The following is a 26,022-nucleotide window of genomic DNA, read 5'->3' as shown; positions in this document are numbered from 1 at the left end:
TCAGGGGTGCCGACGCCGCGCCGGTGCGGTGCCGCCGTGGCGCCGCGATGGCGCGGTGCGCCTGAGGTGCCCTGAACGTAGCAGCGCGCGAGAATCCCTCAACGGATGCCGTGGAATCTCTGTGCCGATCGACAACGGTTCGCCGGTGGGAGTCGGGGCGTTTGTCGACGCCCTACAGTGCGTCGGGTGCCCGGGGTCCGGCTCAGAAGTCGAGGGTGTCGCCGGGCTCGAGGGCGAGGTACTCGCCGCCGTGCTGCTCGGTCGCCCAGGCCAGGCGCAGGTTCGAGAGCGCCTTGCCCGCGGTCGAGAGCAGCATCTCGTGCGTCGGGAACGCGCGCCGGGGAGCGACGGCCTCGACGAAGTCCATCGCCTCGCTGATCTTCATCCACGGGGCGCCCGCCGGTGCGGCGAGCACGTCGACGGCGACGCCCTCGGGCACCGTGAACGAGTCGCCTGCATAGTAGAAGCCGTCGTTGACGAGCACGCCGAGGTTGTCGATCACCGGGATGGACCGGTGGATGACGGCGTGCCGGCCGCCGAAGAACCGCAGGCGGAACGGCCCGACCTCCACCTCGTCCCCGGCGGCGACGACCTCGACGGGCAGGCCGGCGGCCGCGGCGGCGACCCCGGCGGGGCCGAAGATGCGCACCTCGGGGTTCTGCTCGACGATGCGCTCGAGCTGATCGGGCGTCCAGTGGTCGTCGTGCTCGTGGGTGATGACGACGGCGACGGTGCCGGCCGATTCGGTGATCGGCGTCGTGAACTTGCCGGGGTCGACGTAGAGCTTGTCGCCCGAGTGCTCGACGACGAGGGCGGCGTGTTCGAGTTTGGTGAGGCGCATGCTTCGAGCCAACACCGCGCCGATCCGGCGCGCAAGCCGCATCGTCACCCGATTCGCTGCCAGAATCGCCCCATGGATCGAGCTCCCGAGCGCCTGCTCGTCGCGGTGAACCCCGCGGCGTCGTTCGGTCGCAACCGTGCCGTGGGCCCGGCCGTCGCCGAGGCGCTCGCGCGCGAGGGCTACGAGGTGGCGATGCTCAGGGAGCCCAACTTCGAGCTGCTGCGCCGCGAGGCCGAACGGGCATTCGCCCGCGGCACCGACGGCGTCGTCGTGGTCGGCGGCGACGGCATGGCCTCGCTCGGCGTGAACCTGGTGGCCGGCACGGCGGTGCCGCTCGGCGTCGTCGCGGCGGGCACGGGCAACGACTTCGCGCGCGGCCTCGGCCTGCCGATCGACGATCCGGTGGCGGGAGCCGAGCGCCTCCTCGCGCAGCTGCGGGCGCCGGTGCGCACCATCGACGCGGGCGTCGTGCGGCAGGGGAGCGTCGACACCTGGTTCGCGGGGGTCGTGTCGGCGGGGTTCGATGCCGTCGTGAACGAACGGGCGAACCGGATGACCCGGCCTCGCGGCCCCAGCCGGTACACGCTCGCGATCGTCCGCGAGCTCGCGACGTTCCGGCCGCGCAGCTACGTGCTCACGATCGACGGCGTGCGCCGCGAGCAGCGGGCGATGCTCGTCTCGGTCGCGAACAACTCCTCGCTCGGCGGCGGGATGCGCATCGTGCCGCACGCCGATCTCACCGACGGGCTGCTCGACGTGTTCATCGTCCATCCGCTCTCGCGGGCGGCGTTCGTGGGGGTGTTCCCGAAGGTCTTCGCGGGCGAGCACGTCGATCATCCGGCCGTCGAGTTCCTCACCGCGCGCGAGGTGACCATCGAGGCCGACGACGTCGTGGCCTACGCCGACGGAGAGCGAATCGGTGCTCCGCCGGTCTCGATCAGGGTCGTCCCGGGGGCCCTCCGGGTGTTCGCCTGAGCCGCCGGAACCGGGGCCGTCGCTCGATTTGGAATGTGCCGGAACCGTGTGTCATACTTTTCGAGTTGTCAAAACAGAACGAGAGTTCTGAAACACGGCCCCATCGTTTAGCGGCCTAGGACACCGCCCTCTCACGGCGGCAGCGCGGGTTCAAATCCCGCTGGGGTCACGACTGTGTATCACGACGACAGACGTATGCCCTCGCTTCGGCGGGGGCATTCGTCGCGGAACGAACAGTTCCGCACAGCACGGCCCCATCGTTTAGCGGCCTAGGACACCGCCCTCTCACGGCGGCAGCGCGGGTTCAAATCCCGCTGGGGTCACGACCGTGCTTCGCAGCAGACGAATGCCCTCGCCCAGGCGGGGGCATTCGTCGTCTCCGGCGGGATGCCTCGTGCGTCGCCCGCCACGCGGCATCCGATCGCGCTCGAGCCCATCGCGGGTGCCGCGCGAGGCGGCACCCGCGATCGTTCAGTGCCGTGCGGTCGCGGACGCGAGTTCGTCGTCGCGCTCGTCGAGGCCGGGACGGGCGTCGGGATACGGCACCGGGATGCCGTCGTGCACCTCGTGCGGGGTGACCTTGTGGTACGACATGCGGTCGATCCAGGCGAGGGCGAGCGCCGACAGGATGAACACCGAGTGGATGATCACCTGCCACATGACCCCCTCCGAGCTGTAGTCCTGGCCGGTCTCCGTTCCCGTCGCGACGCCGTCGGTCATGTCGCCGACCTCGATGAAGGTCTTCAGCAGGTGGATCGACGAGATGCCGATGATCGCCATCGCGAGCTTGACCTTCAGCACGTTCGCGTTCACGTGGCTGAGCCACTCGGGCTGGTCGGGGTGGCCCTCGACGTTGATGCGGGAGACGAAGGTCTCGTAGCCGCCGATGATGACCATGATGAGCAGGTTCGCGATCATCACGACGTCGATGAGGCCGAGGACGGCGAGCATGATGTCGGCCTCCTCGATCTTCTCGGGGTGTGCGACGACGCCCTCGGCGAGATGCCAGAGCTCGATCATGAAGACGACGACGTAGATCGCCTGGGCGACGATGAGCCCGAGGTAGAGCGGGGCCTGCAGCCAACGGCTCGCGAAGATCGAGTAGCCGATGAGCGCGGAGCTCTTCGTCGGTCGGTAGGGGTGGGGCGGCGGCGTCTTCGTGGCGCTCAAATTCTCTCCTCGGATCGGGGGTACGAGTCTACGTGGCGACGATTTCGACTAGACTCGCCGGAGCGAAGGGGAGTATCCCGCGAGGCCGTGCCTCGGCCCACGATCGTCAATACGAGCGCCATCGCAGCCGCTCCGGTCGTGGAAGCTGTGCGAACAGCCTGGGAGAGACTTTCGGATTCCGTCGTCCCCGAACTCCGAAAGGTTCAACGTGCTCGAACTCCCCGTCTGGTTCGAAGTCGGATCGCTCATCGTCCTGACGCTCATCCTCATCGGCGACCTGCTGCTCGTGCTCAAGCGCCCGCACGTGCCCTCGATGAAGGAGTCGACGCTCTGGGTCGCCTTCTACGTGGCGCTGGCGCTCGTCTTCGCCGGCATGATGTTCTGGCTCGGCGACGCCGAGCACGGCGGGCAGTTCCTCGCGGGCTGGCTGACCGAGTACAGCCTCTCGATCGACAACCTCTTCGTCTTCGTCATCATCATGGCGAGGTTCTCCGTGCCGCGGAAGCTGCAGCAGGAGGTGCTCATGGTGGGCATCATCATCGCGCTCGTGCTGCGCGGCATCTTCATCCTGCTCGGCGCCTCGCTCATCGAGAACTTCAGCTGGATCTTCTACATCTTCGGCGCGTGGCTCGTGTGGACCGCGATCCAGCAGGTGCGCGGCGACCACGAGGACGAGGACAGCGAGACCTTCGTCGTGCGCCTCCTCCGCAAGCGCGTACGCATCACCGACGAGTACGACGGCGTGAAGCTCCGCACCACGATCGACGGCAAGCGCTTCTTCACCCCGATGCTCATCGTGTTCGTGGCGATCGGCACCACCGACCTGCTGTTCGCCCTCGACTCGATCCCCGCGATCTTCGGCATCACCCAGTCGGCGTTCATCGTGTTCACCGCGAACGTGTTCGCGCTGATGGGCCTGCGCCAGCTCTACTTCCTCCTCGGCGGCCTCCTCGAGCGCCTCGAGTACCTGAAGTACGGCATCGCCTTCATCCTCGCCTTCATCGGCGTGAAGCTCGTGCTGCACGCGATGCACGTGAACGAGCTGCCGTTCATCAACGGCGGCGAGCACATCGAATGGGCTCCCGAGATCTCGACGTGGATGTCCCTCGGCATCATCCTCGCGGCGATGGCGGTCGCGACCGTGGCGAGCCTCGTCAAGGCCGGCGTCGACGCGCGGCGCCGCGGGCACAAGCTCATGGACGAGGTGCCCCACTTCACCGAGGACTCCGAGCGCACCGGCCGCTGAGGCCGGCCGCGTTCTCCACAGGTGACGGCGCTCGGGCGCCGGAGTTGCTACCGTGGACGGGCGGCGCCCGGCGGCGTCGCTCGGGCTGCCGTCCCGACCACACCCCGCCCTATCGAGGAGTCCCGTGCCAGGTGATGTCGAGGGCGTGGTCGCCCTGACCCGCGGTTCGGCGCTCATCGCGCACTCCGCCCGCACCGACCTCGGCCGTGTGCGCAGCGTGAACGAGGACGCCGTGTTCGCCGAGTCGCCCGTCTATCTGGTGGCCGACGGCATGGGCGGGCACGCCAGGGGCGACGCCGCGAGCCAGGCCGTCGTCGAGACGTTCCGGCGCCACGTCGAGCCGGGCACGCCGCCCTCGCCCGAACAGGTGCTCGACGCGATCCACAGCTCGAACGAGGCCGTGCGCGCGCTGAGCGAGCACGGCGAGGAGGGCACGGCCGTCGCCGGCACCACGCTCGCGGGCGTCGCGCTCGTCGACGCCGGCGATGCCGGTGGCTACCACTGGATGGTGTTCAACATCGGCGACTCCCGCATCTACTCGTGGAACGGCCGCACCCTCGAGCAGCTGAGCGTCGATCACTCCGCCGTCCAGGAGTTGGTCGACGCGGGGCTGATCAGCGCCGAGGACGCCGAGCGCCACCCCGAACGCAACGTCATCACCAGGGCGCTCGGTGCCGACGAGGTCGTCGACCCCGATGTCTGGCTCATTCCGGCCGCGGGCCGCCAGGTGTTCCTCGTCTGCTCGGACGGGCTGACGAAGGAGCTCGACGACGAGCGGATCGCCGCGATCCTCGCCGGCGACGCGGCGCACCCCGCGGGCATGGCGGGCGAGCTCGTCGAGGAGGCGCTCGCGCACGGCGGACGCGACAACGTGAGCGTGGTGGTCGTCGAGTCGAAGATCGGCGGCGACGACGACGATCCCGACGCGACGCGCGACCGCGGCGACGAGGGGATCGAGGTCACGAGACCGAGGGACGAGGGGGCACGCGATGGCTGAGTATCGCGCAGCGGCGAACGGCGCCGTCGCGGCCGTGCGACCGGGAGCTCTGCTCCTGGTCTCCGGCGAATCGGCGGCGGCCGTGGCCGCGGAGCTGTGGGCGGTGCTCTCGCCGGAGGCGACGACCGCGGTGCTCGAGCGGCTCACGGCCGACGGGCTCGGACGCACCCCCGACTTCGCCCTCCTGACCTGGCAGTCGGCCGGCGAGCGCCTCGGCGGCGTCCGCATCATCGTGCGCGGTGCGTTCGAGGTCGTCGCGGGCGAGGTCGTCGTCTCGGGCACGGCGGTCTCGACGTGGGCCGAGCGGGTCGTCGACGACGCCGAGCGCGTCGAGATCACGCATGCGGATGCTGCGGGGGCCGCCTCGTGGCTGCCGTTCGTCGACGGCGTGGTCGCTGCGGCGGCCGTCGCGGTGCCGGGCGCGTCGGCGGCGGGCGGCGCCGAAGGGGCTCCGTCGGCACGAGCGGCTCGCATCGCCGAACCCGCGCCTCCGGCGCCTCCCGCGCCCCCGGCGACTCCGCAGGCGAGCGTCGTCGACGCCGAACCGCCCCGTGCCCCCGAGCACACGATCGCGCCGATCGAGGAGACGATCGTCGGCGTGACCGACTTCATCCGCCCGCCCGAGGCGACCGGGGTTCCGCCGATCGCGCCGCCGACGGCACCGAGCGCCCTGGCCGGCCCGGGCGTCGGCGCCGATCTCGACGCGACCGTCGCGAGGCCGGTCGGCGAGGGCGCGGCGGTCGGCTTCGCCGCCGGGGACCACGACGGCATGACCGTCGCGAGCGCCGACATCCGGCGCCTGCGGGCCGAGCGCGAGGCATCCCGCCCTGCGCCGACGGCCGCCGACCCGGCGCCGGCGGCAGCGCCAGGGGTCCGGGTCCGCATGCCCGACGGCAGCTTCGAGCCCCTCGGCCACGAGATCGTGCTCGGCCGCTCGCCGAGCGTCAGCAAGGTCTCGGGCGGGCGCCTGCCGAGACTCGTCACGATCGGCCACGGCGATCCCGACATCTCGCGCAGCCACGTGCGACTCGCGCTCGAGGGCGGCACGGTCGTCGTCACCGACCTGCACTCGCGCAACGGCACGCTCGTGGTGGCCCCCGGTCGTGCGCCCGTGAAGCTCCGCGCCGGGGAGCCGACGCCCGTGCTCATCGGCACCGTCGTCGACCTCGGCGGCGGCTGGACGATCCAGGTGGTCGGCGACTGATGCGACGCGCCACTTCGACACCGCCCGAGCTGCCGGGCTACACCTCGCTCGGCCTGCTCGGCTCGGGCGGCTTCGCCGACGTCTTCCTCTACGAGCAGCGGCTGCCCCGCCGCAAGGTCGCCGTCAAGGTGCTGCTCACCGAGGAGCTCGGCCGCGACACCCGCGCCCAGTTCGTCGCCGAGGCGAACCTCATGGCGCAGCTCTCCGCGCATCCGTTCATCGTCACGATCTTCCACGCCGACGTCTCGGCCGACGGCCGCCCGTACTTCGTCATGGAGTACTGCTCCGGCCCGAGCCTCGCCGAGCGCTACAAGCGCGAGCCGTTCTCCGTCGAGGACGCGCTGCGCACTGGCGTGCGGCTCGCCGGGGCGATCGCCACCGCGCACGCCGCCGGCATCCTGCACCGCGACATCAAGCCCGCGAACGTGCTCACGAACGACTACGGATGGCCCGCGCTCACCGACTTCGGCATCTCGTCGAACCTCGAGGGCGAACTGCCGGTGCACACCGTCACGGCGTCCGAACTGAGCGCGACCGGCTCGGCGTCGGGCACTGGGCAGTCGGCCGTCGGACTCAGCGTGCCGTGGTCGCCGCCCGAGATGTTCGACGACGACCCGAAGCCCGACCCGCGCAGCGACGTCTTCTCGCTCGCCGCGACGGTGCACACCCTGCTCGCCGGACGTACCCCGTTCGAGATCCCCGGGCGCTCCAACGGGTCGCTCGACCTCATGGGCCGGATCGAGCGCGGTGCGATCACGCCGATCGGCCGCGCCGAGGTGCCCGCGAGCCTCGCCGCCGTGCTCGCGAAGGGAATGGCGACCCGTCGCGACGACCGCTATCCGAGCGCGGTCGAGTTCGCGCGCGCCCTCCAGCGGGTCGAGCTCGAGCTCGGCTACGCCGCGACGAACATCGAGGTGCCGAACCTCGCCGCCGAGCGCGAGGCGGAGCCCGACGACGACGGCGTCGACGCGACCCGTGCACGCTCGGTCCAGACGGTCCGGGCGCAGGCACCGATGGCCGCGCCCGCACCGGCACGCGTGTCGCCGCCGCCCGTCGACGAGGACCGCACCCAGGTCCGCTCGCCGCAGCAGATCGCCGCACAGCCCCCTGCTCCGGCCCAGCCGGCGCCCCGGCCGGTCGACGACTCGACGGTGCTGCGGCCCCGCGGGCCGTCCGCGGCGGTCTCGGCGCCCGCTCCCGATCAGACCGTCGTGCGCCCGGCCGCGCCGAACGGGCCGGTGTCGTACGAGCCCGCCTCGGCGCCGACCGAGACGCGAGCGCCGCGCCGCTCCCGCGTCGGTGTCGTCGTCGCGGGCGTCGCAGCCGGCGTCGTCGCGGCGGTCGTCGCGATCGCGATCACGCTCTCGGGGGCGCCGACCCCCGAGCCCACCGCGGAACCGAACCCCGGCGGCACCGGCGAGGACGCGCTGCTCGGCGAGCAGGTGCCGGCGCCGACCGTCGAGCTCGCGAGCGTCGACGGGGCATCCGTCACCTTCGCGCTGGCGCACGACGACGCCGAGGAGGGGGACCGCTACCGCTGGGAGCGGGCCGACGGCTCGGGAGGCATCCAGGTCGCCGAGGGGCCGACCGTCACGGTCGAGAACGGCGCGGGCGGCATCGTGTGCATCGACGTCCAGGTCCAGCGCGGGAGCAAGACGTCCGAGCCGGTGCGGGGGTGCTCGGAATGAGGCCGCTGCGCGTCGAGTACTGCGGCGAGTGGTACACGGTCGAGGAGGGGGCGCCGTTCACGATCGGGCGCGACTCCGACCTCACCATCGACGAGAACCCGTACCTGCATCGCACCTTCCTCACCCTGTCGTCGGAGTTCGGCCTCTGGTGGCTGTCGAACGTGGGGCAGCTGCTGTCGGCGACCGTGTCCGACGCCACGGGCAGCGTCCAGGCCTGGGTGGCTCCCGGGGCGAAGCTGCCGCTCGTCTTCCAGACCGTGCACGTCATGTTCAGCGCCGGTGCGACGACGTACGACTTCACCGTGCACGCGGAGGAGGACTTCTACAACACCTCGCTCACGGCGACGCCCGCCGACGGGGGCACCACGGTGATGCCGGTCACGCTGACGACGAGCCAGCGGCTCCTCGTGGTCGCGCTCGCCGAGAACGTGCTCGCCCAGCCGGCCGCGGGCCGCGCCGCGGTCCCGAGCTCCGTCGAGGCGGCCGCACGACTCGGGTGGAGCATGACGACGTTCAACCGCAAGCTCGACAACGTCTGCGAGAAGCTCGACCGCATCGGCGTCGACGGCCTGCGCGGCGGGCGGGGCAAGCTCGCCACGAACCGCCGTGCCCGGCTCGTCGAGTACGCCGTCGCCACCCGCCTCGTGAGCGCCGACGACCTGCCGATGCTCGACCGCACCGACGAGGGCGACGAGTCGAAGGCCTGAGCCCCGCCCGCGGTTTCCCCTCTCCGCGACGACCGCGTGCGTCATGGGGACGACTCCCCATGTGGAGGCGTCGCACGACCGTGTTACCGTGTACCCCGTTGTGGGCCTTGCCGCCCTGATCGATGACGGTCTCTAATCGGGGAGCAGTGGTGGGAAGCTTCAGCACGTGGGTGCGCACGCGCAAAGCCACCGCGACGACATTGGCACTGAGCCTCATCGCCGGGGTGCCGCTGACCTTCGCGGTGCTGCACCAGGGTTTTCCGGTGACCGACCCCGACCTTCGTGCTCGCGACGTCTGGGTCACGAACGGGCAGGACCTGCTCGCGGGCCGGCTCAACCGCCCGATCGGTGAACTCGACGCGGCCGTGAGCACCGCCACCAACGAGTTCGACGTCTTCCAGAACGGTGACGACGCGTTCCTCTACGATCGCAGCCTCGGCACGATCGATCGCATCGACCCGTCGTTCACGACGCTCACCGAACGCATCGACGTGCCGCCCGGTTCGACGGTCGCCTATGGCGGCGAAGTGCTCGCGGTGCTCTCCCCGAAGGGAGAGCTCTGGACGGTGCCGGCAGGTTCGGCGCTGTCATTCGACCCCGCGGGCACCGACCCGCTGCTGAAGCTCGGCAAAGGTGCTCGCATCGCCGTCTCGAGCGAGGGCACCGTGTTCGCGACGAAGCCGTCGAAGCGCACCCTCTACACGGTCGCGATCGACGCGGAGCCCGAGAAGCGCGAGCTGCCGAAGCTCGACGGGCACCAGATCGCGGCGGTGGGCGAGCGCGCCGTCATCCTCGACGAGGAGCGCGACGAGCTCGTCGTCGACGGGCGGGCGATCGAGCTGCCCGAGCCGGGGCTGCGACTGCAGCAGTCCGGCGGCGAGCACGACTCGGCCTTCGTCGCCACCGCCGACGCGCTGCTCGAGGTGCCGCTCGGCGGCGGCGAGGTGCGCACCATCCCGAACGGCGGCGACGCCCCGGCCGCGAAGGCGAGCGAGGTCGCTGCGCCCGTCTGGCTCGAGGGCTGCGCGCACGGCGCCTGGGCGAGCGCGTCGCGGTACGTGCTCGCGTGCGACGGCGAGGAGCCGCGATCGCAGCAGATCGAGCAGCCGACGGCCGGCTCGCGACTCGAGTTCCGCGTCAACCGCGACGTGATCGTGCTCAACAACCTCTCCAACGGCAACGCCTGGCTCGTCGACTCCGACCTGCGGCTCGTCGACAACTGGGAGGAGGTGACGCCGCCCGAGGAGTCGGAGGACGAGGAGGGCGACGAGAAGAGCTCCCAGCAGAACTTCGAGGACACGCTCGCCGAACGCGGACCCGTCAACCGCCCGCCGCTCGCCCGCGACGACGAGTACGGGGTGCGCCCCGAGCGCACCACCATCCTCGAGGTGCTCGAGAACGACACCGACCCCGACGGCGACGTGCTGACGGTCGCCGAGCTCCCGAGCGCGAGCGGGGCGCCGGGCCGCCTCGAGCTCATCGACGGCGGGCGGGCGCTGCAGTTCACGCCCGACGCCGGCGCCGCCGGTACGACGTCGTTCCGTTACACGGTCGACGACGGGCGCGGGGGCCGCGCCGAAGCCCAGGTGAACGTCCGCATCCGACCCGCGAGCGAGAACGAGCCGCCCGTGTCGCTGCGCAACGCGGCCACGAGCGTCGAGCAGAGCCGGCAGATCTCCTACAACGTGCTCGGCGACTGGAACGATCCCGACGGCGACGACGTCTATCTGGTGAACGCGTCGCCGACGAGCGGCGACTCGGTGCGGTTCAGCCCCGACGGTCTCGTCACCTTCGCGCACCAGTCCGGCGAGATCGGCACCAAGGAGGTGCAGTACGTCGTCTCCGACGGGCAGACCGAGGCCGCAGGCACCCTCACGGTCGAGGTCAAGCCGAGCGGCACGCTGAACCCGGTCGGCACGCCCGACTTCGCCCAGGTCTTCGTGGGCGAGACGGTGGCGATCGAGCCGCTCGCGAACGACCTGTCGCCCTCCGGTGCGCCGCTCACGCTCGTGGGCGTCGACGAGGTGCCCGAGGGCCCGACCGTCACTCCGAACCTCGAGCGCGGAACGGTCGCCTTCTCGGCCGATGAAGCGGGCGAGTACGTCTTCCTCTACAACCTCGGCGCCGACACGGCGGTGAGCGTCGGCCTCATCCGGGTCCAGGTCACCGAGCCCCCCGCCGAGGCGCCGGCGCCGATCGCGGTGAAGGACACCGCCTACCTCCGCCCGGGCGAACCCGCCATCGTGCCGCTCCTCGTGAACGACGTCTCGCCGTCCGGCAAGGTGCTCGCGGTGCAGTCGGTCGACGACACCGGCACCGAGGGCCTCGTCTCGGTCGAGATCCTCACCAACACGGTCGCGCGCGTCACCGCATCGGAGGCGATCGATCGACAGCTGCAGTTCAGCTACACCGTCTCCGACGGGCTCAACACGGCGACAGCATCCGTCGCGGTCGTGCCGGTGCCGCCGCTCGTGAAGCACCAGCCGCCGGTCGCCGCCGACGACAACGTGAACGTGCGTGCCGGCGACATCGTCACCGTGCCGGTGACCGAGAACGACTACCACCCCGACGCCGCCGCGTTCCGCGTGCTCCCCGAACTGATCGACCCGGTCACCGAGGGCGGGCTCGCCTTCGTCAGCGACGACACGGTGCGCTTCCAGGCGCCGAAGACGCCCGGAACGTACAGCGTCGTCTACACGATCGGCGACGACTTCGAGCAGACGGCGCGGGCGACCGTGCGCTTCACGGTCATCGGGCCCGACGACGAGAACAACCGCGCCCCGTTGCCGACTCCGCTGACCTCGCGCACCTTCGAGGGGTCGCAGGTGAAGATCGACGTGCCGCTCGACGGGCTCGACCCCGACGGCGACTCGGTCGTGCTCACCGGCATCTCGGCGCCGCCCGCGCTGGGGCGCATCGTCGAGCGCACCAGCACCTCGATCACCTACGAGGCGCTCACCGGCTCGGCCGGCACCGATACGTTCACCTATGAGGTGCAGGACACGTCGGGTGCGAGCGCGAAGGGCACCGTGCGCGTCGGGGTCGTCCCGCGCCCGGCGGTGCAGCTGCCGCCGAAGGCGGTCGACGACACGATCGAGATGAAGCCGGGCCGCACCGTCGGCGTCGAGGTGCTCCTCAACGACTCCGACCCGTCCGGCTACCAGCTGCACGTCTCCAAGCTGCCCGACGTCGACGAGGGCATCGAGGCCGAGATCCGCGATCGACGCCGCGTGGTCGTCACCGCCCCCGAGACCGAGGGCGCGTACACCCTCCGCTACGAGGCCTCCAACGGTCGCGGCGGCGCCGACACGGCGTTCATCCAGGTCAAGGTGTCGAAGAACGCGAAGATCCAGCCGCCGACGGCGGAAGACCAGGTCATCGAGCCCGAAGAGGTCGTCGACGTCGACCGCGTCAACGTGCGCCCGCTGAACGATGCGACGAACCCCGGCGGCCTCGTCGAGGACCTGAAGGTCTCGCTCGAGGGCCCCAACGCCGATCGCGCCGAGGTGCTCCCCGACGGGAGCATCGACGTGAAGCCCCGGAGCGAGCGCTTCGCGGTGGCGTTCCGCCTGACGAACGAGCTCGACGAGCTCGACGCGAAGGCGTTCGTCATCGTGCCGCCCATCCCCGGCGGCGACGACGAGCCGACCGCCGAGACCCAGCGGCCGAAGACGCCCGAGGAGCTCGCCGCGGAGGAGAAGGCGAAGTTCCCGGCGCCGCACCTCGCCGACCTCGGCGAGATCGTGGTGCCGATGAACGGCAGCATCACCTGGGACGTGAACGACATCGTCGTGGTGCCGTCCGGCAAGCCGCCGCTGCTGCTCTCGGCATCGGCGACAAACGCGAAGGAGTCGCCCCTCGTCGACGGGCAGACCCTCCAGTACGTTCCCGAGCAGGACTACCGCGGTTCGGCGGCGGTCACCTTCCAGGTGACCGACGGCGAGAGCGCCGCCGACCCCATCGGCCGCGTCGCACTCCTCACGATTCCCATCACGGTCGGCGACCCGAACTTCAACGACACCCCGCCGACGTTCACGCCGCGCACCGAGACCCTCGAGGCCGGCGAGGCCCCGCTTCAGATCGACCTCCGGTCGTCGACGTACCAGCCGAACCCCGACAACATCGAGCGCGTCGAGTACACGAATCTCCAGGGCACGTCGAGCGACTTCACGGCGTCGATCGACGGCGGCAACCTCACCGTCTCGTCGCCGCGCGGCGTGCAGGCCGGCACTGCGACGAGGCTGAGCTTCGACCTGAAGTTCGAGTCGTTCACGGTGCCCGGCTACGTCGACGTCAAGGTCGTCTCGTCGACGCGGGCGGCACCGCAGGCGGTCGATGACGGCCCCTACGAGATGGTCCGCAGCGATGCGCGCACGATCGACGTGCTCGCCAACGACTTCAACCCGTTCAACGCCGAGGGCGAGCCGCTGCGCATCGTCGCCGCCGAGATCGACTCGCAGAACGTCGGCGCGAACGCCTCGGTGACGCACACGGCCTCCGATCTCACCGTGCGCACCGGCCCGTCGTTCACCGGACAGCTCAGCGTCATCTACCGCATCGGCGATGCGACGCTCGACCCGCTCCGCGAGGTGCAGGGCCGGGTCACGATCGAGGTTCGAGACAAGCCCGACGCGCCGACCTTCACGAACATCGCGAGCGGCGATCGCAACATCCGGCTGACGTGGCGCGCCAACGCGACGAACAACTCGCCCATCACCGGATACGTGGTCGAGGCGACCTCGGGCGGCGGGGGCCCGTGGAACTTCGGCCCCGAGGCGGCCGGTTCGGCCCAGACGATCGGCAGCCTGACGAACGGCAGGGCGTACACCTTCACGGTGCGCGCGGTGAACGAGAAAGGCACTTCTGCCGGGTCGAACTCGATGAGCGCGACGCCGTACGGCACACCGACCGCCCCGACGAACGTTCGCCACGGGTCCGTCGGCTACGCGAACGCGACGGTGGACGTCGCCTGGGACGCCCCGAACGACACCGGCGGCGGCGGTGTGCAGTACCGCACGAGAGTCAACAGCGGAGGATGGTCGGGCTGGCAGACGGGTCAGTCGCGCCAGTTCGGGGGACTCGGTGCGGGCACCTACACCGTGGAGGTCCAGGCGAGCAACAACGGCAGCGGTCAGACCGGCCCCGTGGGTTCGACCCGCTTCACCGTCGAGAATGCGCCGCCCCCGCAGCCGTCCGGCTCGATCGGCAAGGGCCCGAGCCGTTCCTGCGACAGCGGCGGCAGCGGGTGCGGCAACGTCCGGATCACGTGGAGCAACATGGACGCCGGAACGTACAACGTCTACACGACGATCAACGGCGGAACCGGCTTCTACCAGCAGCGGATGACGATCGCCGCGGACGGACGGGTCGAACTGCAGAACCACCTCGGCCGTCGTGCGGCGGGCGAGACGATCGCGGTGCGCTTCGAGAACGTCAGCGGCGGCACGTCGAGGACCCTCGGCGCGATCAGCGGTGCCCAATGGAACAGCCTCGGATTCAACTCGTGGTGACGCCACGAGCGAAACGACTCGCAATCAGCAGAAGAGAGCAGCAGACATGTCAGTGACCCAAGAACAGGCCCTGTGGTTCCAGGACGCCTTCTCGAAGCTCGTCGACAACGTCGACCGCGCGATCCTCGGCAAGCGCGACGTCATCGAGCTCGTCGTGACCGCGCTGCTCTCCGACGGCCACGTGCTGCTCGAGGACTTCCCGGGCACCGGCAAGACCGTGCTCGCGAAGGCGCTCGCGAACACCCTCGACGGCACGAACTCGCGCATCCAGTTCACGCCCGACCTGCTGCCGTCCGACGTCACCGGCGTGACGATCTACGACCAGGGCAAGGGGCAGTTCGAGTTCCACCGCGGCCCGATCTTCGCATCGATCGTCCTCGCCGACGAGATCAACCGCGCCTCGCCGAAGACCCAGTCCTCCCTGCTCGAGGTCATGGAGGAGGGGCGGGTCACGGTCGACGGCGTCGGCTACGAGGTCGGCAGCCCGTTCATGGTGATCGCGACGCAGAACCCCGTCGAGCAGGCGGGCACCTACTCGCTGCCCGAGGCGCAGCTCGACCGCTTCCTCATCAAGACCTCGCTCGGCTACCCCGACCACGACACGGCGGTGACCCTGCTGCTCGACTCGGCGAACCGTGCGCGGGCGTCGAAGGTGTCGCCGATCATCGCGCCGAGCTCGATCACGACGATGTCGCAGCTCGCGAGCGAGGTGTACGTCGACGCGGCGGTGCTGTCGTACCTCAACGAGCTCGTCTCGGCGACGCGCGAGCACAAGGACGCCGCGCTCGGCGTCAGCATGCGCGGTGCGCTCGCCCTGGCGCGTGCGGTGAAGACCTGGGCGATCGCGCACGGGCGCACGTTCGCGACGCCCGACGACGTGCGCGAGCTCGCGGTGCCGGTGCTGGCGCACCGCATCATCGTCGATCCCGAGTCGGAGTTCGCGGGGGTCACGGCCGAGGACATCGTGGGTCGGGTCCTCGTCGAGGTCGCGCCCCCGGCCTACCGGGCGGCATGACCGCCGAGTCCCGCGCGCCGCAGACTCCCTCGCAGGCGCGCATCGCGGTGCGCGCCGTCGCACGTTCGCTCGCGGCATCCGCCCGCTCGCTCGGCGCCGCCCTCGCGCGCGCCTGGCGCGCGGTCGCCGCGTTCTGCGAACCGGTCACCGGGCTCGTCTCCACGACCGGATGGCTCGTGCTCGCCGCCGCGGTCGTCTCGCTCGTCGTGGCGTGGGCGTTCGGCTGGATCGAGTTCGCCTTCCTCGGCTTCACCCTGCTCGCCGCGGTGCTCCTGTCGATCGCGTTCGTGTTCGGGCGCATGCACTTCGCCGTGGGCATCGAGCTGCAGCCGGCGCGCGTGGTCGCGGGGGAGCGGGCGCTCGGCCGCCTGCTCGTGCGCAACGCCGGCACCGCGCCGTCGGCGCCCGCTCGCATCGAGCTGCCGGTCGGCGCAGGCCTCGCCGAGTTCGTCGTGCCGCAGCTGGCGGCGGGCGACGAGCACGAGGAGCTCTTCGCCGTGCCGACGAACCGTCGCGCCGTGATCATCGCGGGGCCCGCCGTCTCCGTCCGCGGCGATCAGCTCGGCATCCTGCGTCGCTCCGTGCGGTGGACCGATCCCGTCGAGCTGTTCGTGCACCCCGTGACGGCGCGCCTGCGGCCGTCGGCGGCGGGGCTCGTGCGCGACCTCGAGGGCGAGATCACGAAGGTGATCACCGACAACGACATCTCCTTCCACGCGCTCCGCGCCTACGAGCCGGGCGACCCCCTGCGCAACGTGCACTGGCGGACCTCGGCGCGCACCGGCCAGCTCATGGTGCGGCAGTACGAGGAGACGCGGCGTTCGCAGCTCATCCTCGTGCAGTCGACCGAGCGCGCCCACTACGCCTCCGACGACGAGTTCGAGCTCGGGGTCTCGGTGCTCGCGTCGGTCGGAGTGCAGGTCATCCGCGACGCGACGCGGCTCGCGGTCGTCACCGAGGGCCTCGGGCTCCGCACGGCGACGCCGACCGTGCTCCTCGACGACTCCTCCCGCATCGAGCCCGTCGAGCGCGCGTACCCGACGATGCGCGACTTCGTGCGCGACTCGACCAAGCGCCTGCCCGCACCGAGCGTCGTCATCACGATCGGCGGCTCGCTCCTGCCGCTCGCCGAGTTCCGCTCGGTCGAGACCGTGTTCGGCAACGACACCCAGACCATCGCGATCCGCGTCGAGGAGGGGGCGTCGAGCTCGCTGACGAAGGTCGCCGGCACCACCGTCGCGACCGTCGGCGCGCTCGGCGACCTGCCCCGGATCATGAGGAGGCTGCGCCCGTGACCAGGCTCCCACGCACCGCGACGACCGACCTGCTCGTCCTCAGCCTCCTCTCGCTGCTCGGCATCCTCGGCTACGAGACCTCGTTCGGCGACCTGAACTTCCTCGTCGCCGCGATCGCCGGCCTCGTCGTCGGAACGCTCGCGGCACTCGCCGGCACGCTCCTGCGGCTCGGCGTCGTCACGACGGTGCTCATCGCGATCGTCGCGTACTTCCTGCTCGGCACGCCGTTCACGATGCCCGAGACCGGCATCGTCGGCGTGCTGCCCTCGCTCGGCTCGCTCGCCGGGCTCGCCTACGGCGCCGTCTTCGGCTGGGCTGACATCGTGACGATCGGCACCCCGGTCGAGGCGCCGTACTACATCGCCGCGCTGCCGTACTTCGCGGCATGGCTCGTCTCGCTCGTCGGCGGCCTGCTCGTGCTCCGCTGGCTGCCGAAGCGTCGCACCGCCCTGCGCGCGAGCGTGCTCGTCATCGGCCCGGCGCTGCTCTACCTGTCGGGCATCCTCCTCGGCACCGACGAGGCGTACTTCGCCGGCGTGCGCGGGGTCGCGTTCGCGGTGATCGCCCTCGTCTGGATCGCCTGGCGCCGCGGCACGACCGTCGAGGCCTCCGGAGACGGCGCGAAGCGCCTGCAGCGGCAGAAGGTCACCGGCACCGCGGTCGTCGTGGCCGGCGCCGTCGCGATCGGCGCGGTCGCGGGCCTCGTCGTCGCGCCCGTGAGCCCCGATCGCTTCGTGCTGCGCGACGAGATCGTGCCGCCCTTCGACCCGCTCGAGTTCCCGAGCCCGCTGTCGGGCTTCCGCAAGTACACGAAGGACCTCGCCGAGGAGACCCTCTTCACCGTGCGCGGGCTCGAACCGGGCGACACCCTGCGGCTCGCGACCATGGACGCGTACACCGGCCGGCTCTGGAACGTCGCCGGTCCCGAGGACGTCGGCGCCGACGGCGGCGGCTACGGCATCGTGGGCGAGTCGCTGCCCGAGCCCGAGCTCGCCGACCTCGGCTCGGCCCGCGAGATCGAGGTCGAGGTCGGCGCGTACGCCGACGTCTGGCTGCCGACGGTCGGCTACGGCCGCAGCCTGCAGCTGCTCGACGGCGACAGCGCCGCCCGCGCCGGCGACCTCCGCTACAACCCCGCCGCCGGAACCGCCGTGCTCACGAGCGGGGTCGGCGAGGGGGCGCACTACTCGCTGACGGCGAACGTGCAGCGCGAGCCCGACACCGAGGACCTCCTCGACGTGCCCGTCGCCGACCTCACCCTGCCGATCGTCGAGAACTCGCCCGACGTGACCGAGGCGAAGGCCGGTGAGTTCGCGGGCGAGGCGGTGAGCCCGATCGAGCAGCTCCGTGCGATCGAGCGCGCCCTGAAGACCGGCGGGTTCCTGAGCCACGGCCTCGCCTCGGATGCCGTGCCGTCGCGCGCCGGGCACGGCGCCGACCGCATCGACGAGCTGTTCACGCGGCAGCAGATGGTCGGCGACGCCGAGCAGTACGCAGCCGCGATGGCCCTCATGGCGCGCGATCTCGGCTACCCGTCGCGCGTCGTGATGGGGTTCGCGCCCGAGGTCTCGGACGGTCAGGACGAGGTCGAGGTCGTCGGCGACGACGTGACCGCCTGGGTCGAGGTCGCCTTCGACGGCGTCGGCTGGGTGAGCTTCCACCCGACGCCCGACCAGGTCGACGTGCCCCAGGAGGAGACGCCGAAGCCGAAGTCCGAGCCGCAGCCCCAGGTGCGTCAGCCTCCGCGGGCGGAGCACACCGACGACGAGTTGCTCGCGACCGTCGAGATCGACGAGACCGACGAGGACGACAAGGACCGACCGTTCCAGATCCCCGGCTGGGTGTGGGTGACGCTGGGGGCGATCGGCATCCCCGCCGCGATCGTGTTCCTGCCGATGCTCGCCGTCATGCTCGTGAAGGCCGCGCGTCGCCGGAGGCGACGGTCCGGCCCGAACGAGCGTCAGGCCGCCGCGGCCTGGGAGGAGCTGATGGACCGGTACGCCGAGCTCGGCTTCGAACCGCCGTCTCAGGGCACGCGGCTGCAGTCGGCCCGGGTGCTCGAGGGGCAGCTCGGCGAGCAGGGCCTCGCCGGCGTGCTCCACGGCAACGGGGCGGATGCCTCGGCGCCGGTGCCGCTCTCGACGCTCGCGACGACGATCGACCGCGACGTCTTCGACGGCGGTGCCGTCTCCGACGAGGTCGTGGCGCGCCGCTGGACGGAGGCGGAGGCCGCGACGGCCGCCGTGACGGCCGCGGTCGGGCGGGCTCGCCGACTCATCAGCCGGTATCGGATCCGGTCGCGTCGTTAGGCTGGAGTCGTGGCCGAGTCCGATTTCATCGTCCCGCCGCCGGGCCTCGTCCCGGCGGCGCCCGAGACACGGGCGCCCGAGACGGCCGCGCCAGACCGTACGGTGCGCGCAGCCCCCTCGCGCGCGCTGCCGTCGCGCGGGCTGCCGAGCTTCGCCCCCGGCCGCGTCGCCCCCGACGCGCCGCTGCCGGCCTCGCCTCGCCCCGAGCCGCCGGCGGCTCCGTCGCCCGCCGGGTCGGCGACCTGGCGACTCGTCGGGGCATCCGGACTCGAGATCGTGGTCGACGGCGTGCTCGTGCTCGGGCGCGATCCGGTCGCCGCGGCGGGCTCGAACGCGCGGGCGGTCGCGATCGACGACCCCACCCGCACGGTGTCGAAGACACATGCCGTCATCGAACCGGCCGACGGCGGCGTGCGCGTCACCGACCTGCGTTCGACCAACGGGAGCCGCGTCGAGCCGCCCGGCGAGCCGCTGCGCGAGCTCGCGGCCGGCGACGCGAGCCACGTGCCGGCGGGCTCGGCGCTCTACCTCGGCGAGCTCGGGCTGCGGGTGGATCGGGTCGTCCGCGCGACGGTGTAGCCTGATTCCATGCGCGCGCCACGACTTCTCCTTCGTCGCCGCGGCGGGGCTTCGTACTGAGGCCTTCCCCGCCGCGGAGTCCGTCGTCGGCCGATTTCTCCGGATCGAAGTCGATCCTCCCGGAACGAAGAGAGACGAACGCATGAGTACTGCGCAGACGAGCGCCGATCGCCCCCGCACCCTCGCCGAGAAGGTCTGGGAGGCCCATCTCGTGAAGCAGGGCGAGGACGGCACCCCCGACCTGATCTACATCGACCTGCACCTCGTGCACGAGGTCACGAGCCCGCAGGCCTTCGACGGCCTGCGCATGGCCGGGCGTCCGGTGCGCCGACCCGACCTCACGATCGCCACCGAGGACCACAACACGCCGACGCTCGAGATCGACAAGCCGATCGCCGACCTCACGAGCCGCACCCAGATCGAGACCCTGCGCAGGAACGCGGCCGAGTTCGGCATCCGCCTGCACTCGCTCGGCGACAAGGAGCAGGGCATCGTGCACGTCGTCGGGCCGCAGCTCGGCCTCACGCAGCCCGGCATCACCGTCGTCTGCGGCGACTCGCACACCTCGACCCACGGCGCCTTCGGCGCGATGGCGTTCGGCATCGGCACGAGCGAGGTCGAGCACGTGCTCGCGACGCAGACGCTGCCGCTGAAGCCGTTCAAGACCATGGCGATCAACGTCGAGGGCACGCTGCGCCCCGGTGTGACCGCGAAGGACATCATCCTCGCGGTGATCGCGAAGATCGGCACGGGCGGCGGCCAGGGCTACGTGCTCGAGTACCGCGGCTCGGCGATCCGCGCGCTGTCGATGGACGGCCGCATGACGATCTGCAACATGTCGATCGAGGCCGGCGCACGGGCGGGCATGGTCGCGCCCGACGAGACGACCTACGCGTACCTGAAGGGCCGCGCGCACGCGCCCGAGGGCGATGACTGGGACGCCGCCGTCGAGTACTGGAACACGCTCGCGACCGACGAGGGCGCGAGCTTCGACGCCGAGGTGTCGATCGACGCCGACACGCTCGAGCCGTTCGTGACCTGGGGCACGAACCCGGGCCAGGGCGTCTCGCTCTCGGAGTCCGTCCCCGACCCGGCGATGATCGACGACCAGCACGAGCGCGCCGCGGCGGAGCGGGCGCTCGAGTACATGGACCTCGCCGCGGGCACCCCCCTCAAGGACATCAAGGTCGACGCGGTCTTCATGGGCTCGTGCACGAACAGCCGCATCGAGGACCTGCGCGCGTTCGCCTCGATCATCAAGGGCAAGCAGAAGGCCGAGGGCGTCCGCGTCATGGTCGTGCCCGGCTCCGCGCGCGTGCGCCTCGAGGCCGAGGCCGAAGGGCTCGACAAGGTCATTACCGACTTCGGCGCCGAGTGGCGCTTCGCGGGCTGCTCGATGTGCCTCGGCATGAACCCCGACCAGCTCGCCCCGGGCGAGCGCTGCGCGTCGACCTCGAACCGCAACTTCGAGGGCCGGCAGGGCAAGGGCGGCCGCACGCACCTCGTCTCGCCGCTCGTGGCGGCCGCGACGGCCATCCGCGGCACGCTGTCGAGCCCCTGGGATCTGCAGAACGAAGGAGAGGCGCGCTGATGCAGAAGATCACGACCGTCACCGGCGTCGCCGTGCCGCTGCGCCGCTCGAACGTCGACACCGACCAGATCATCCCGGCCGTGTTCCTGAAGCGGGTCACGAAGACCGGTTTCGACGACGCGCTGTTCCACGGGTGGCGCCAGGACCCCGAGTTCGTGCTCAATCGTCCCGAATTCCAGGGCGCGAAGGTGCTCATCGCCGGCCCCGACTTCGGCACCGGCTCGAGTCGGGAGCACGCCGTCTGGGCGCTCCGCGACTACGGGTTCGACGTCGTCGTGAGCTCGCGGTTCGGCGACATCTTCCGCGGCAACGCGGGCAAGCAGGGCCTCGTCGCCGCGCAGGTCGCCTACGAGGACATCGAGCGCCTCTGGGCGGTCGTCGAGGCCGACCCGGGAATAGACGTGACCGTCGACCTCGTTGCACGAACGGTGAGCGCAGGCGCGCTCACAGTCTCCTTCGATATCGACGACTACACTCGGTGGAGGCTTCTGGAGGGTCTGGACGACATCGCCCTCACTCTCCGGGACGAAGCAGCCATCGCCGAGTTCGAGTCGCATCGAGCGGCATGGCGGCCGAAGACGCTCCCCATCCGGGAGCCGGCGGAATCAGGGAGTCTGTGAACACACTCGGGCAGGATGCCAAGAACCACGGGACGGCAGTCGGGTTGAACGTCGACAAGATCACGATCAACGGCGGCAAACCGCTCCGCGGCCGGATCGAACTGAAGGGGGCCAAGAACCTCGTCACCAAGGCGATGGTCGCGGCGCTCCTCGGCGACACTCCGAGCGTCCTGAAGGACGTGCCGAACATCAGCGATGTCCGCATCGTGCGCGGCCTCCTCGAGGTGCACGGCGTCACCGTGACCCAGGGCGATGCGGGCGAGCTCATCCTCGACCCCTCGGCCGTCGAGACGGCGCACATGGCCGACATCGACGCGCACGCGGGCTCCAGCCGCATCCCGATCCTCTTCTGCGGACCGCTGCTGCACCGACTCGGCGAGGCGTTCATCCCCGACCTCGGCGGGTGCCGCATCGGCGACCGGCCGATCGACTACCACCTCGAGGTGCTGCGCAACTTCGGCGCCATCGTCGAGAAGCTGCCGAGCGGCATCCGCATGTCGGCCCCGAGCGGCCTGCACGGCGCGAAGGTCGCCCTGCCCTACCCGAGCGTCGGCGCGACCGAGCAGGTGCTGCTCACCGCCGTGCTCGCCGACGGCATCACCGAGCTCTCGGGCGCGGCGATCGAGCCCGAGATCATGGATCTCATCAACATCCTGCAGAAGATGGGCGCCATCATCACGGTCGACACCGACCGGGTGATCCGCATCGAGGGCGTCGAGAAGCTCGACGGCTACACGCACCGCGCGCTCTTCGACCGCAACGAGGCCGCCAGCTGGGCGGCCGCGGCCCTCGCGACCGACGGCGACATCTTCGTCGGCGGTGCCCGCCAGGCCGAGATGCTCACCTTCCTCAACGTCTTCCGCAAGGTCGGCGGCGCGTTCGAGATCGCCGAGGACGGCATCCGCTTCTACCACCCCGGCGGCGAGCTGAAGCCGGTCATCATCGAGACCGACGTGCACCCCGGATTCATGACGGACTGGCAGCAGCCCCTCGTCGTCGCCCTGACGAAGGCGAAGGGCGTCTCGATCGTGCACGAGACGGTGTACGAGCAGCGGTTCGGCTTCGTCGACGCGCTCGTCGAGATGGGCGCATCGATCGAGGTGCACAAGGAGTGCCTCGGCGGGCGGCCCTGCCGCTTCGGCCAGCGCAACTTCCAGCACTCGGCCGTCATCTCGGGCCCGACGCGCCTCACGGGCGCGGACGTCGAGGTGCCCGACCTCCGGGGCGGGTTCAGTCACCTCATCGCCGCGCTCACCGCGGAGGGTCGCTCGACCGTCTCGAACGTCGGAATCATCGCGCGCGGGTACGAGGACTTCATCACGAAGCTCGAACTGCTCGGGGCGGATTTCGAACTCGAAGGATAATAGGGGAGTGCAACACGACGACTCGTCTGCGAAGGCCCCTGCGAAGCCGCGTTCGGAGACTCGACGCCCCTCGTTCTTCTGGGTTCTCGCCGCGCTCATCCTGCCCGTCCTGAACCTCGCCGTCCGATTCCGGTTCCACCACCGCGAGCGGATGCCCCAGTCGGGGGCGTTCGTGCTCGCGCCGAACCATTACAGCGAGATCGACCCGGTCGTGATGGGCGCTGCGAGCTGGAAGCTCGGGCGCGCCCCGCGCTTCCTCGCGAAGGCCTCCCTCTTCAAGAACCCCGTGCTCGGCTGGTTCCTGCGCACCTCGGGCCAGATCCCGGTCGAGCGCGCCGGCAGCAACGGCCACGCGGCCCTCCGCGCGGCAGAGGAGCTCGTCGAGAAGGGGCGCATGGTCGTCGTCTACCCCGAGGGCTCGCTCACCCGCGATCCCGACCTCTGGCCGATGCGCGGCAAGACGGGGGCGGTGCGCATCGCGCTGGAGCGCGACATCCCCATCGTGCCCGCGGCCCACTGGGGCACGCAGGCGCTGATGCCGCGCTACGGCAAGAAGCTCAGCCTCTTCCCGCGCAAGACGATCGACGTCATCGTCGGCGAGCCGCTCGACCTGAGCGCGTACCGCGGCAAGCCGATCGACCAGGCCTCCCTGCTCGCGGCGACCGCGCAGCTGATGGACGCGATCGCCGAGCTCCTCGCCGAGATCCGGCACGAGCCGGCCCCGGCCGAGCGCTGGGATCCCGTGGCCCACGGCCAGAAGGAGACCGGACGCCTTGAAGACTAAGCACAACCCGCGCAAGCCGGCGGGCAAGCGCGTCGCCGTCCTCGGCGCCGGCAGCTGGGGCACGACGTTCGCGAAGATCCTCGCCGACGGCGGCGCCGATGTCGTGCTCTGGGCCCGCCGCCCCGAGATGGCCCGAGAGATCCAGGAGGCCAAGCGCAACAGCGACTACCTCCCGGGCGTGAACCTGCCGCTCGGCCTGCGCGCCACCAACCGGCTCGACCTCGCGCTGGCGGGCGCCGAACAGGTGTACGTCTCGGTGCCGAGCCAGTCGCTGCGCGACAACCTCAAGCTCATCGCGCCGCACCTGCACGCCCAAGCCACGGTCATCTCGCTCATGAAGGGCGTCGAGAAGTCGACGGGCAAGCGCATGAGCGAGGTCATCGCCGAGGTGCTGCCGATCGACGAGTCGCAGATCGCGGTCATCTCGGGCCCGAACCTCGCCCTCGAGATCGCGAAGGAGCAGCCGACGGCCGCCGTCGTCTCCTCGACGAGCCTCGAGACGGCCCAGGCCGTCGCCTCGGTCGCCCGCAACCGCTACTTCCACTCCTTCGTGAACACCGACGTCATCGGCACGGAGTTCGGCGGCGTGCTGAAGAACCTCATCGCGGTGGCGATCGGCATCGTCGACGGCGCCGGCTACGGCGACAACACGAAGGCCTCGATCATCACGCGCGGACTCGTCGAGATGAGCGACTTCGCGGTGGCGTTCGGCGCGCATCCCGAGACCCTGTCGGGCCTCGCCGGCCTCGGCGACCTCATCGCGACCAGCCAGTCGCCGCTCTCGCGCAACAACACCGCCGGGCGCCTGCTCGGCCAGGGGTACCACCTCAACGACGTGGTGAACCAGATGCAGCAGACCACGGAGGGGCTCGCCTCGGTCGGGCCGATCCTCGAACTCGCGCGTGCGAAGGGCGTCGACATGCCCATCGTCGAACAGGTGCGTCAGGTGCTCGCGGGCACCCTCGACCCGAAGGACATCGCGCCTCACCTCACGACCGACGACGAGCCCCAGGGCGAAAGGACGAACGATGGACAAGCTCAGGGTGGTTCTGCTGTTCGGCGGGCGTTCAAGCGAGCACTCGATCAGCTGCGCAACGGCGGGCGGAGTGCTGGGGGCGATCGACCGTAGCCGCTTCGAGGTGATCCCCGTCGGGATCACCCGCGAGGGCGCGTACATCCTCGAGTCCGACGAGCCGACCCGCTTCGCGCTCGACCCGGCGCACCTGCCCGAGGTCGTCGACAACGGCACCCGGGTGCACTGGCCCGAGTCCACGGCGTCCCGCGAGCTGACGGTGACGGACGGCTCGGGCACGCGTTCGCTCGGCGAGGTCGACGTCGTGTTCCCGATCCTGCACGGGCGCTTCGGCGAGGACGGCACGATCCAGGGCCTGCTCGAGCTCGTCGGCCTGCCGTACGTCGGCAACGGTGTGCTCGCCTCGTCGCTCGGCATGGACAAGCACTTCACCAAGACGGTGCTCGAAGGCGCGGGCATCCCGGTCGCACCGTGGGTGACCGTGACCCGCGCCGCGCTCGCCGCCGATCCCGAGCTCTGGCAGCGGCGCACCCGCAGCCTCGGCCTTCCCGTCTTCGTGAAGCCGGCTCGCGCCGGCTCCTCGGTCGGCGTCACCAAGGTGAACGACTGGGACTCGCTCGACGCGGCGCTCGACGTCGCCTTCGCCGAGGACGGCAGCGTGCTCATCGAGTCGGGCGTCGTCGGCCGCGAGATCGAGTGCGCGGTGCTCGAGGGCCGCGACGGCACGGCCCCGCGGGTGAGCGTCGCCGGCGAGGTCGTCGTCACGGGTCGCGAGTTCTACGACTTCGAGGCCAAGTACCTGGGTGCCCCGGGCGTCGAACTCGTGTGCCCCGCCGACCTCGGCGACGGCGAGCTCTTCGAACTGCAGCGCATCGCACGCCGGGCGTTCGAGGCGATCGGCGGCCAGGGGCTCGCGCGTGTCGACGTGTTCCTCACCGACGAGGGCTTCGTCGTGAACGAGCTCAACACGATGCCGGGCTTCACCCCGATCTCGATGTTCCCGACGTGCTGGTTGAACTCGGGCCTCAGCTACCCCGAGCTCATCACCGAGCTCATCGAGGTCGGGTACGCCACCGGTCCGCGCTGAGGGCCGG

General features: G+C 71.0%; 19 protein-coding genes and 2 tRNA genes. 19 read left to right on the top strand and 2 right to left on the bottom strand.

Going from position 1 to position 26,022, the window contains the following annotated elements:
* Nucleotides 1–202: 202 nt before the first annotated feature.
* Nucleotides 203–841, bottom strand: coding sequence for an MBL fold metallo-hydrolase (locus tag ACFVAJ_RS16210; protein ID WP_376945812.1), 639 nt, complete (start codon nucleotides 839–841; stop codon nucleotides 203–205).
* A gap of 72 nt (nucleotides 842–913) precedes the next feature.
* Between ACFVAJ_RS16210 and ACFVAJ_RS16205 the strand changes: the two genes are divergently transcribed.
* The 3 genes from ACFVAJ_RS16205 (at nucleotide 914) to ACFVAJ_RS16195 (ending at nucleotide 2,139) form a co-directional block, all read left to right on the top strand.
* On the top strand, nucleotides 914–1,816 hold the full coding sequence (locus ACFVAJ_RS16205) for a diacylglycerol/lipid kinase family protein (protein ID WP_376945811.1): 903 nt from the start codon (nucleotides 914–916) through the stop codon (nucleotides 1,814–1,816).
* 96 nt (nucleotides 1,817–1,912) lie between these two features.
* Nucleotides 1,913–1,985: transfer RNA gene (locus tag ACFVAJ_RS16200), tRNA-Glu, on the top strand.
* 81 nt (nucleotides 1,986–2,066) lie between these two features.
* Nucleotides 2,067–2,139: transfer RNA gene (locus tag ACFVAJ_RS16195), tRNA-Glu, on the top strand.
* Nucleotides 2,140–2,287: 148 nt separating this feature from the next.
* Here ACFVAJ_RS16195 and ACFVAJ_RS16190 read toward each other — a convergent pair.
* The gene (locus ACFVAJ_RS16190) at nucleotides 2,288–2,986 is read right to left on the bottom strand and encodes a TIGR00645 family protein (protein WP_376945810.1); all 699 of its coding nucleotides are present in this window, start codon (nucleotides 2,984–2,986) and stop codon (nucleotides 2,288–2,290) included.
* A 208-nt stretch (nucleotides 2,987–3,194) separates the two neighbouring features.
* Here ACFVAJ_RS16190 and ACFVAJ_RS16185 point away from each other — a divergent pair, with 208 nt between their 5' ends.
* The 16 genes from ACFVAJ_RS16185 to ACFVAJ_RS16110 all read left to right on the top strand — a co-directional run bounded on the left by ACFVAJ_RS16185 (nucleotide 3,195) and on the right by ACFVAJ_RS16110 (nucleotide 26,015).
* Nucleotides 3,195–4,232, top strand: a complete 1,038-nt coding sequence (locus ACFVAJ_RS16185; protein WP_376945809.1) for a TerC family protein — start codon at nucleotides 3,195–3,197, stop codon at nucleotides 4,230–4,232.
* A gap of 124 nt (nucleotides 4,233–4,356) precedes the next feature.
* The gene (locus ACFVAJ_RS16180; protein ID WP_376945808.1) at nucleotides 4,357–5,229 is read left to right on the top strand and encodes a PP2C family protein-serine/threonine phosphatase; all 873 of its coding nucleotides are present in this window, start codon (nucleotides 4,357–4,359) and stop codon (nucleotides 5,227–5,229) included.
* Nucleotides 5,222–6,433: an FHA domain-containing protein gene (locus ACFVAJ_RS16175; protein WP_376945807.1), complete on the top strand. Its 1,212-nt coding sequence runs from the start codon at nucleotides 5,222–5,224 to the stop codon at nucleotides 6,431–6,433. The genes ACFVAJ_RS16180 and ACFVAJ_RS16175 overlap by 8 nt, the downstream gene beginning before the upstream one ends.
* Nucleotides 6,433–8,121 carry a serine/threonine-protein kinase gene (locus ACFVAJ_RS16170; protein WP_376945806.1) on the top strand — a complete coding sequence of 563 codons (1,689 nt, stop codon included), beginning with the start codon at nucleotides 6,433–6,435 and terminating at the stop codon, nucleotides 8,119–8,121. Before ACFVAJ_RS16175 ends, ACFVAJ_RS16170 begins: the two co-directional genes overlap by 1 nt.
* On the top strand, nucleotides 8,118–8,828 hold the full coding sequence (locus tag ACFVAJ_RS16165) for a hypothetical protein (protein ID WP_376945805.1): 711 nt from the start codon (nucleotides 8,118–8,120) through the stop codon (nucleotides 8,826–8,828). The genes ACFVAJ_RS16170 and ACFVAJ_RS16165 overlap by 4 nt, the downstream gene beginning before the upstream one ends.
* Before the next feature lie 149 nt (nucleotides 8,829–8,977).
* Nucleotides 8,978–14,338, top strand: a complete 5,361-nt coding sequence (locus tag ACFVAJ_RS16160) for an Ig-like domain-containing protein (RefSeq protein WP_376945804.1) — start codon at nucleotides 8,978–8,980, stop codon at nucleotides 14,336–14,338.
* A gap of 46 nt (nucleotides 14,339–14,384) precedes the next feature.
* Entirely contained in the window at nucleotides 14,385–15,353 is a 969-nt protein-coding gene (locus tag ACFVAJ_RS16155; RefSeq protein WP_376945803.1) for an AAA family ATPase, read from the top strand.
* Nucleotides 15,350–16,648 carry a DUF58 domain-containing protein gene (locus ACFVAJ_RS16150; RefSeq protein ID WP_376945802.1) on the top strand — a complete coding sequence of 433 codons (1,299 nt, stop codon included), beginning with the start codon at nucleotides 15,350–15,352 and terminating at the stop codon, nucleotides 16,646–16,648. The genes ACFVAJ_RS16155 and ACFVAJ_RS16150 overlap by 4 nt, the downstream gene beginning before the upstream one ends.
* Nucleotides 16,645–18,957 (top strand): transglutaminase domain-containing protein, encoded by a 2,313-nt coding sequence (locus ACFVAJ_RS16145; RefSeq protein WP_376945801.1) that lies wholly within the window; start codon nucleotides 16,645–16,647, stop codon nucleotides 18,955–18,957. Before ACFVAJ_RS16150 ends, ACFVAJ_RS16145 begins: the two co-directional genes overlap by 4 nt.
* Before the next feature lie 9 nt (nucleotides 18,958–18,966).
* Nucleotides 18,967–19,536: an FHA domain-containing protein gene (locus tag ACFVAJ_RS16140; RefSeq protein ID WP_376945800.1), complete on the top strand. Its 570-nt coding sequence runs from the start codon at nucleotides 18,967–18,969 to the stop codon at nucleotides 19,534–19,536.
* Nucleotides 19,537–19,678: 142 nt separating this feature from the next.
* On the top strand, nucleotides 19,679–21,127 hold the full coding sequence (leuC, locus tag ACFVAJ_RS16135) for a 3-isopropylmalate dehydratase large subunit (protein ID WP_376945799.1): 1,449 nt from the start codon (nucleotides 19,679–19,681) through the stop codon (nucleotides 21,125–21,127).
* On the top strand, nucleotides 21,127–21,747 hold the full coding sequence (gene leuD, locus ACFVAJ_RS16130) for a 3-isopropylmalate dehydratase small subunit (RefSeq protein WP_376945798.1): 621 nt from the start codon (nucleotides 21,127–21,129) through the stop codon (nucleotides 21,745–21,747). Before leuC ends, leuD begins: the two co-directional genes overlap by 1 nt.
* Nucleotides 21,744–23,111: a UDP-N-acetylglucosamine 1-carboxyvinyltransferase gene (gene murA, locus ACFVAJ_RS16125; protein ID WP_376945797.1), complete on the top strand. Its 1,368-nt coding sequence runs from the start codon at nucleotides 21,744–21,746 to the stop codon at nucleotides 23,109–23,111. Before leuD ends, murA begins: the two co-directional genes overlap by 4 nt.
* A gap of 7 nt (nucleotides 23,112–23,118) precedes the next feature.
* Nucleotides 23,119–23,895, top strand: coding sequence for a lysophospholipid acyltransferase family protein (locus tag ACFVAJ_RS16120; protein WP_376945796.1), 777 nt, complete (start codon nucleotides 23,119–23,121; stop codon nucleotides 23,893–23,895).
* Nucleotides 23,885–25,024, top strand: coding sequence for an NAD(P)H-dependent glycerol-3-phosphate dehydrogenase (locus ACFVAJ_RS16115; RefSeq protein ID WP_376945795.1), 1,140 nt, complete (start codon nucleotides 23,885–23,887; stop codon nucleotides 25,022–25,024). The genes ACFVAJ_RS16120 and ACFVAJ_RS16115 overlap by 11 nt, the downstream gene beginning before the upstream one ends.
* On the top strand, nucleotides 24,924–26,015 hold the full coding sequence (locus ACFVAJ_RS16110) for a D-alanine--D-alanine ligase family protein (protein WP_376945794.1): 1,092 nt from the start codon (nucleotides 24,924–24,926) through the stop codon (nucleotides 26,013–26,015). The genes ACFVAJ_RS16115 and ACFVAJ_RS16110 overlap by 101 nt, the downstream gene beginning before the upstream one ends.
* Nucleotides 26,016–26,022: the final 7 nt, after the last annotated feature.

This window comes from Agromyces sp. NPDC057679, from assembly GCF_042799635.1.
Lineage (GTDB): Bacteria > Actinomycetota > Actinomycetes > Actinomycetales > Microbacteriaceae > Agromyces.
Note: the sequence above shows the minus strand (reverse complement) of the source record. Positions and strands in the feature narration are given on the sequence as shown.

Excerpts from the sequence above, each read along its gene's own strand:
- ACFVAJ_RS16210 (WP_376945812.1), bottom strand. The coding sequence starts at position 841 with ATGCGCCTCACCAAACTCGAACACGCCGCCCTCGTCGTCGAGCACTCG.
- ACFVAJ_RS16205 (WP_376945811.1), top strand. The coding sequence starts at position 914 with ATGGATCGAGCTCCCGAGCGCCTGCTCGTCGCGGTGAACCCCGCGGCG.
- ACFVAJ_RS16175 (WP_376945807.1), top strand. The coding sequence starts at position 5,222 with ATGGCTGAGTATCGCGCAGCGGCGAACGGCGCCGTCGCGGCCGTGCGA.
- ACFVAJ_RS16170 (WP_376945806.1), top strand. The coding sequence starts at position 6,433 with ATGCGACGCGCCACTTCGACACCGCCCGAGCTGCCGGGCTACACCTCG.
- ACFVAJ_RS16165 (WP_376945805.1), top strand. The coding sequence starts at position 8,118 with ATGAGGCCGCTGCGCGTCGAGTACTGCGGCGAGTGGTACACGGTCGAG.
- ACFVAJ_RS16155 (WP_376945803.1), top strand. The coding sequence starts at position 14,385 with ATGTCAGTGACCCAAGAACAGGCCCTGTGGTTCCAGGACGCCTTCTCG.
- ACFVAJ_RS16150 (WP_376945802.1), top strand. The coding sequence starts at position 15,350 with ATGACCGCCGAGTCCCGCGCGCCGCAGACTCCCTCGCAGGCGCGCATC.
- leuC (WP_376945799.1), top strand. The coding sequence starts at position 19,679 with ATGAGTACTGCGCAGACGAGCGCCGATCGCCCCCGCACCCTCGCCGAG.
- leuD (WP_376945798.1), top strand. The coding sequence starts at position 21,127 with ATGCAGAAGATCACGACCGTCACCGGCGTCGCCGTGCCGCTGCGCCGC.
- ACFVAJ_RS16110 (WP_376945794.1), top strand. The coding sequence starts at position 24,924 with ATGGACAAGCTCAGGGTGGTTCTGCTGTTCGGCGGGCGTTCAAGCGAG.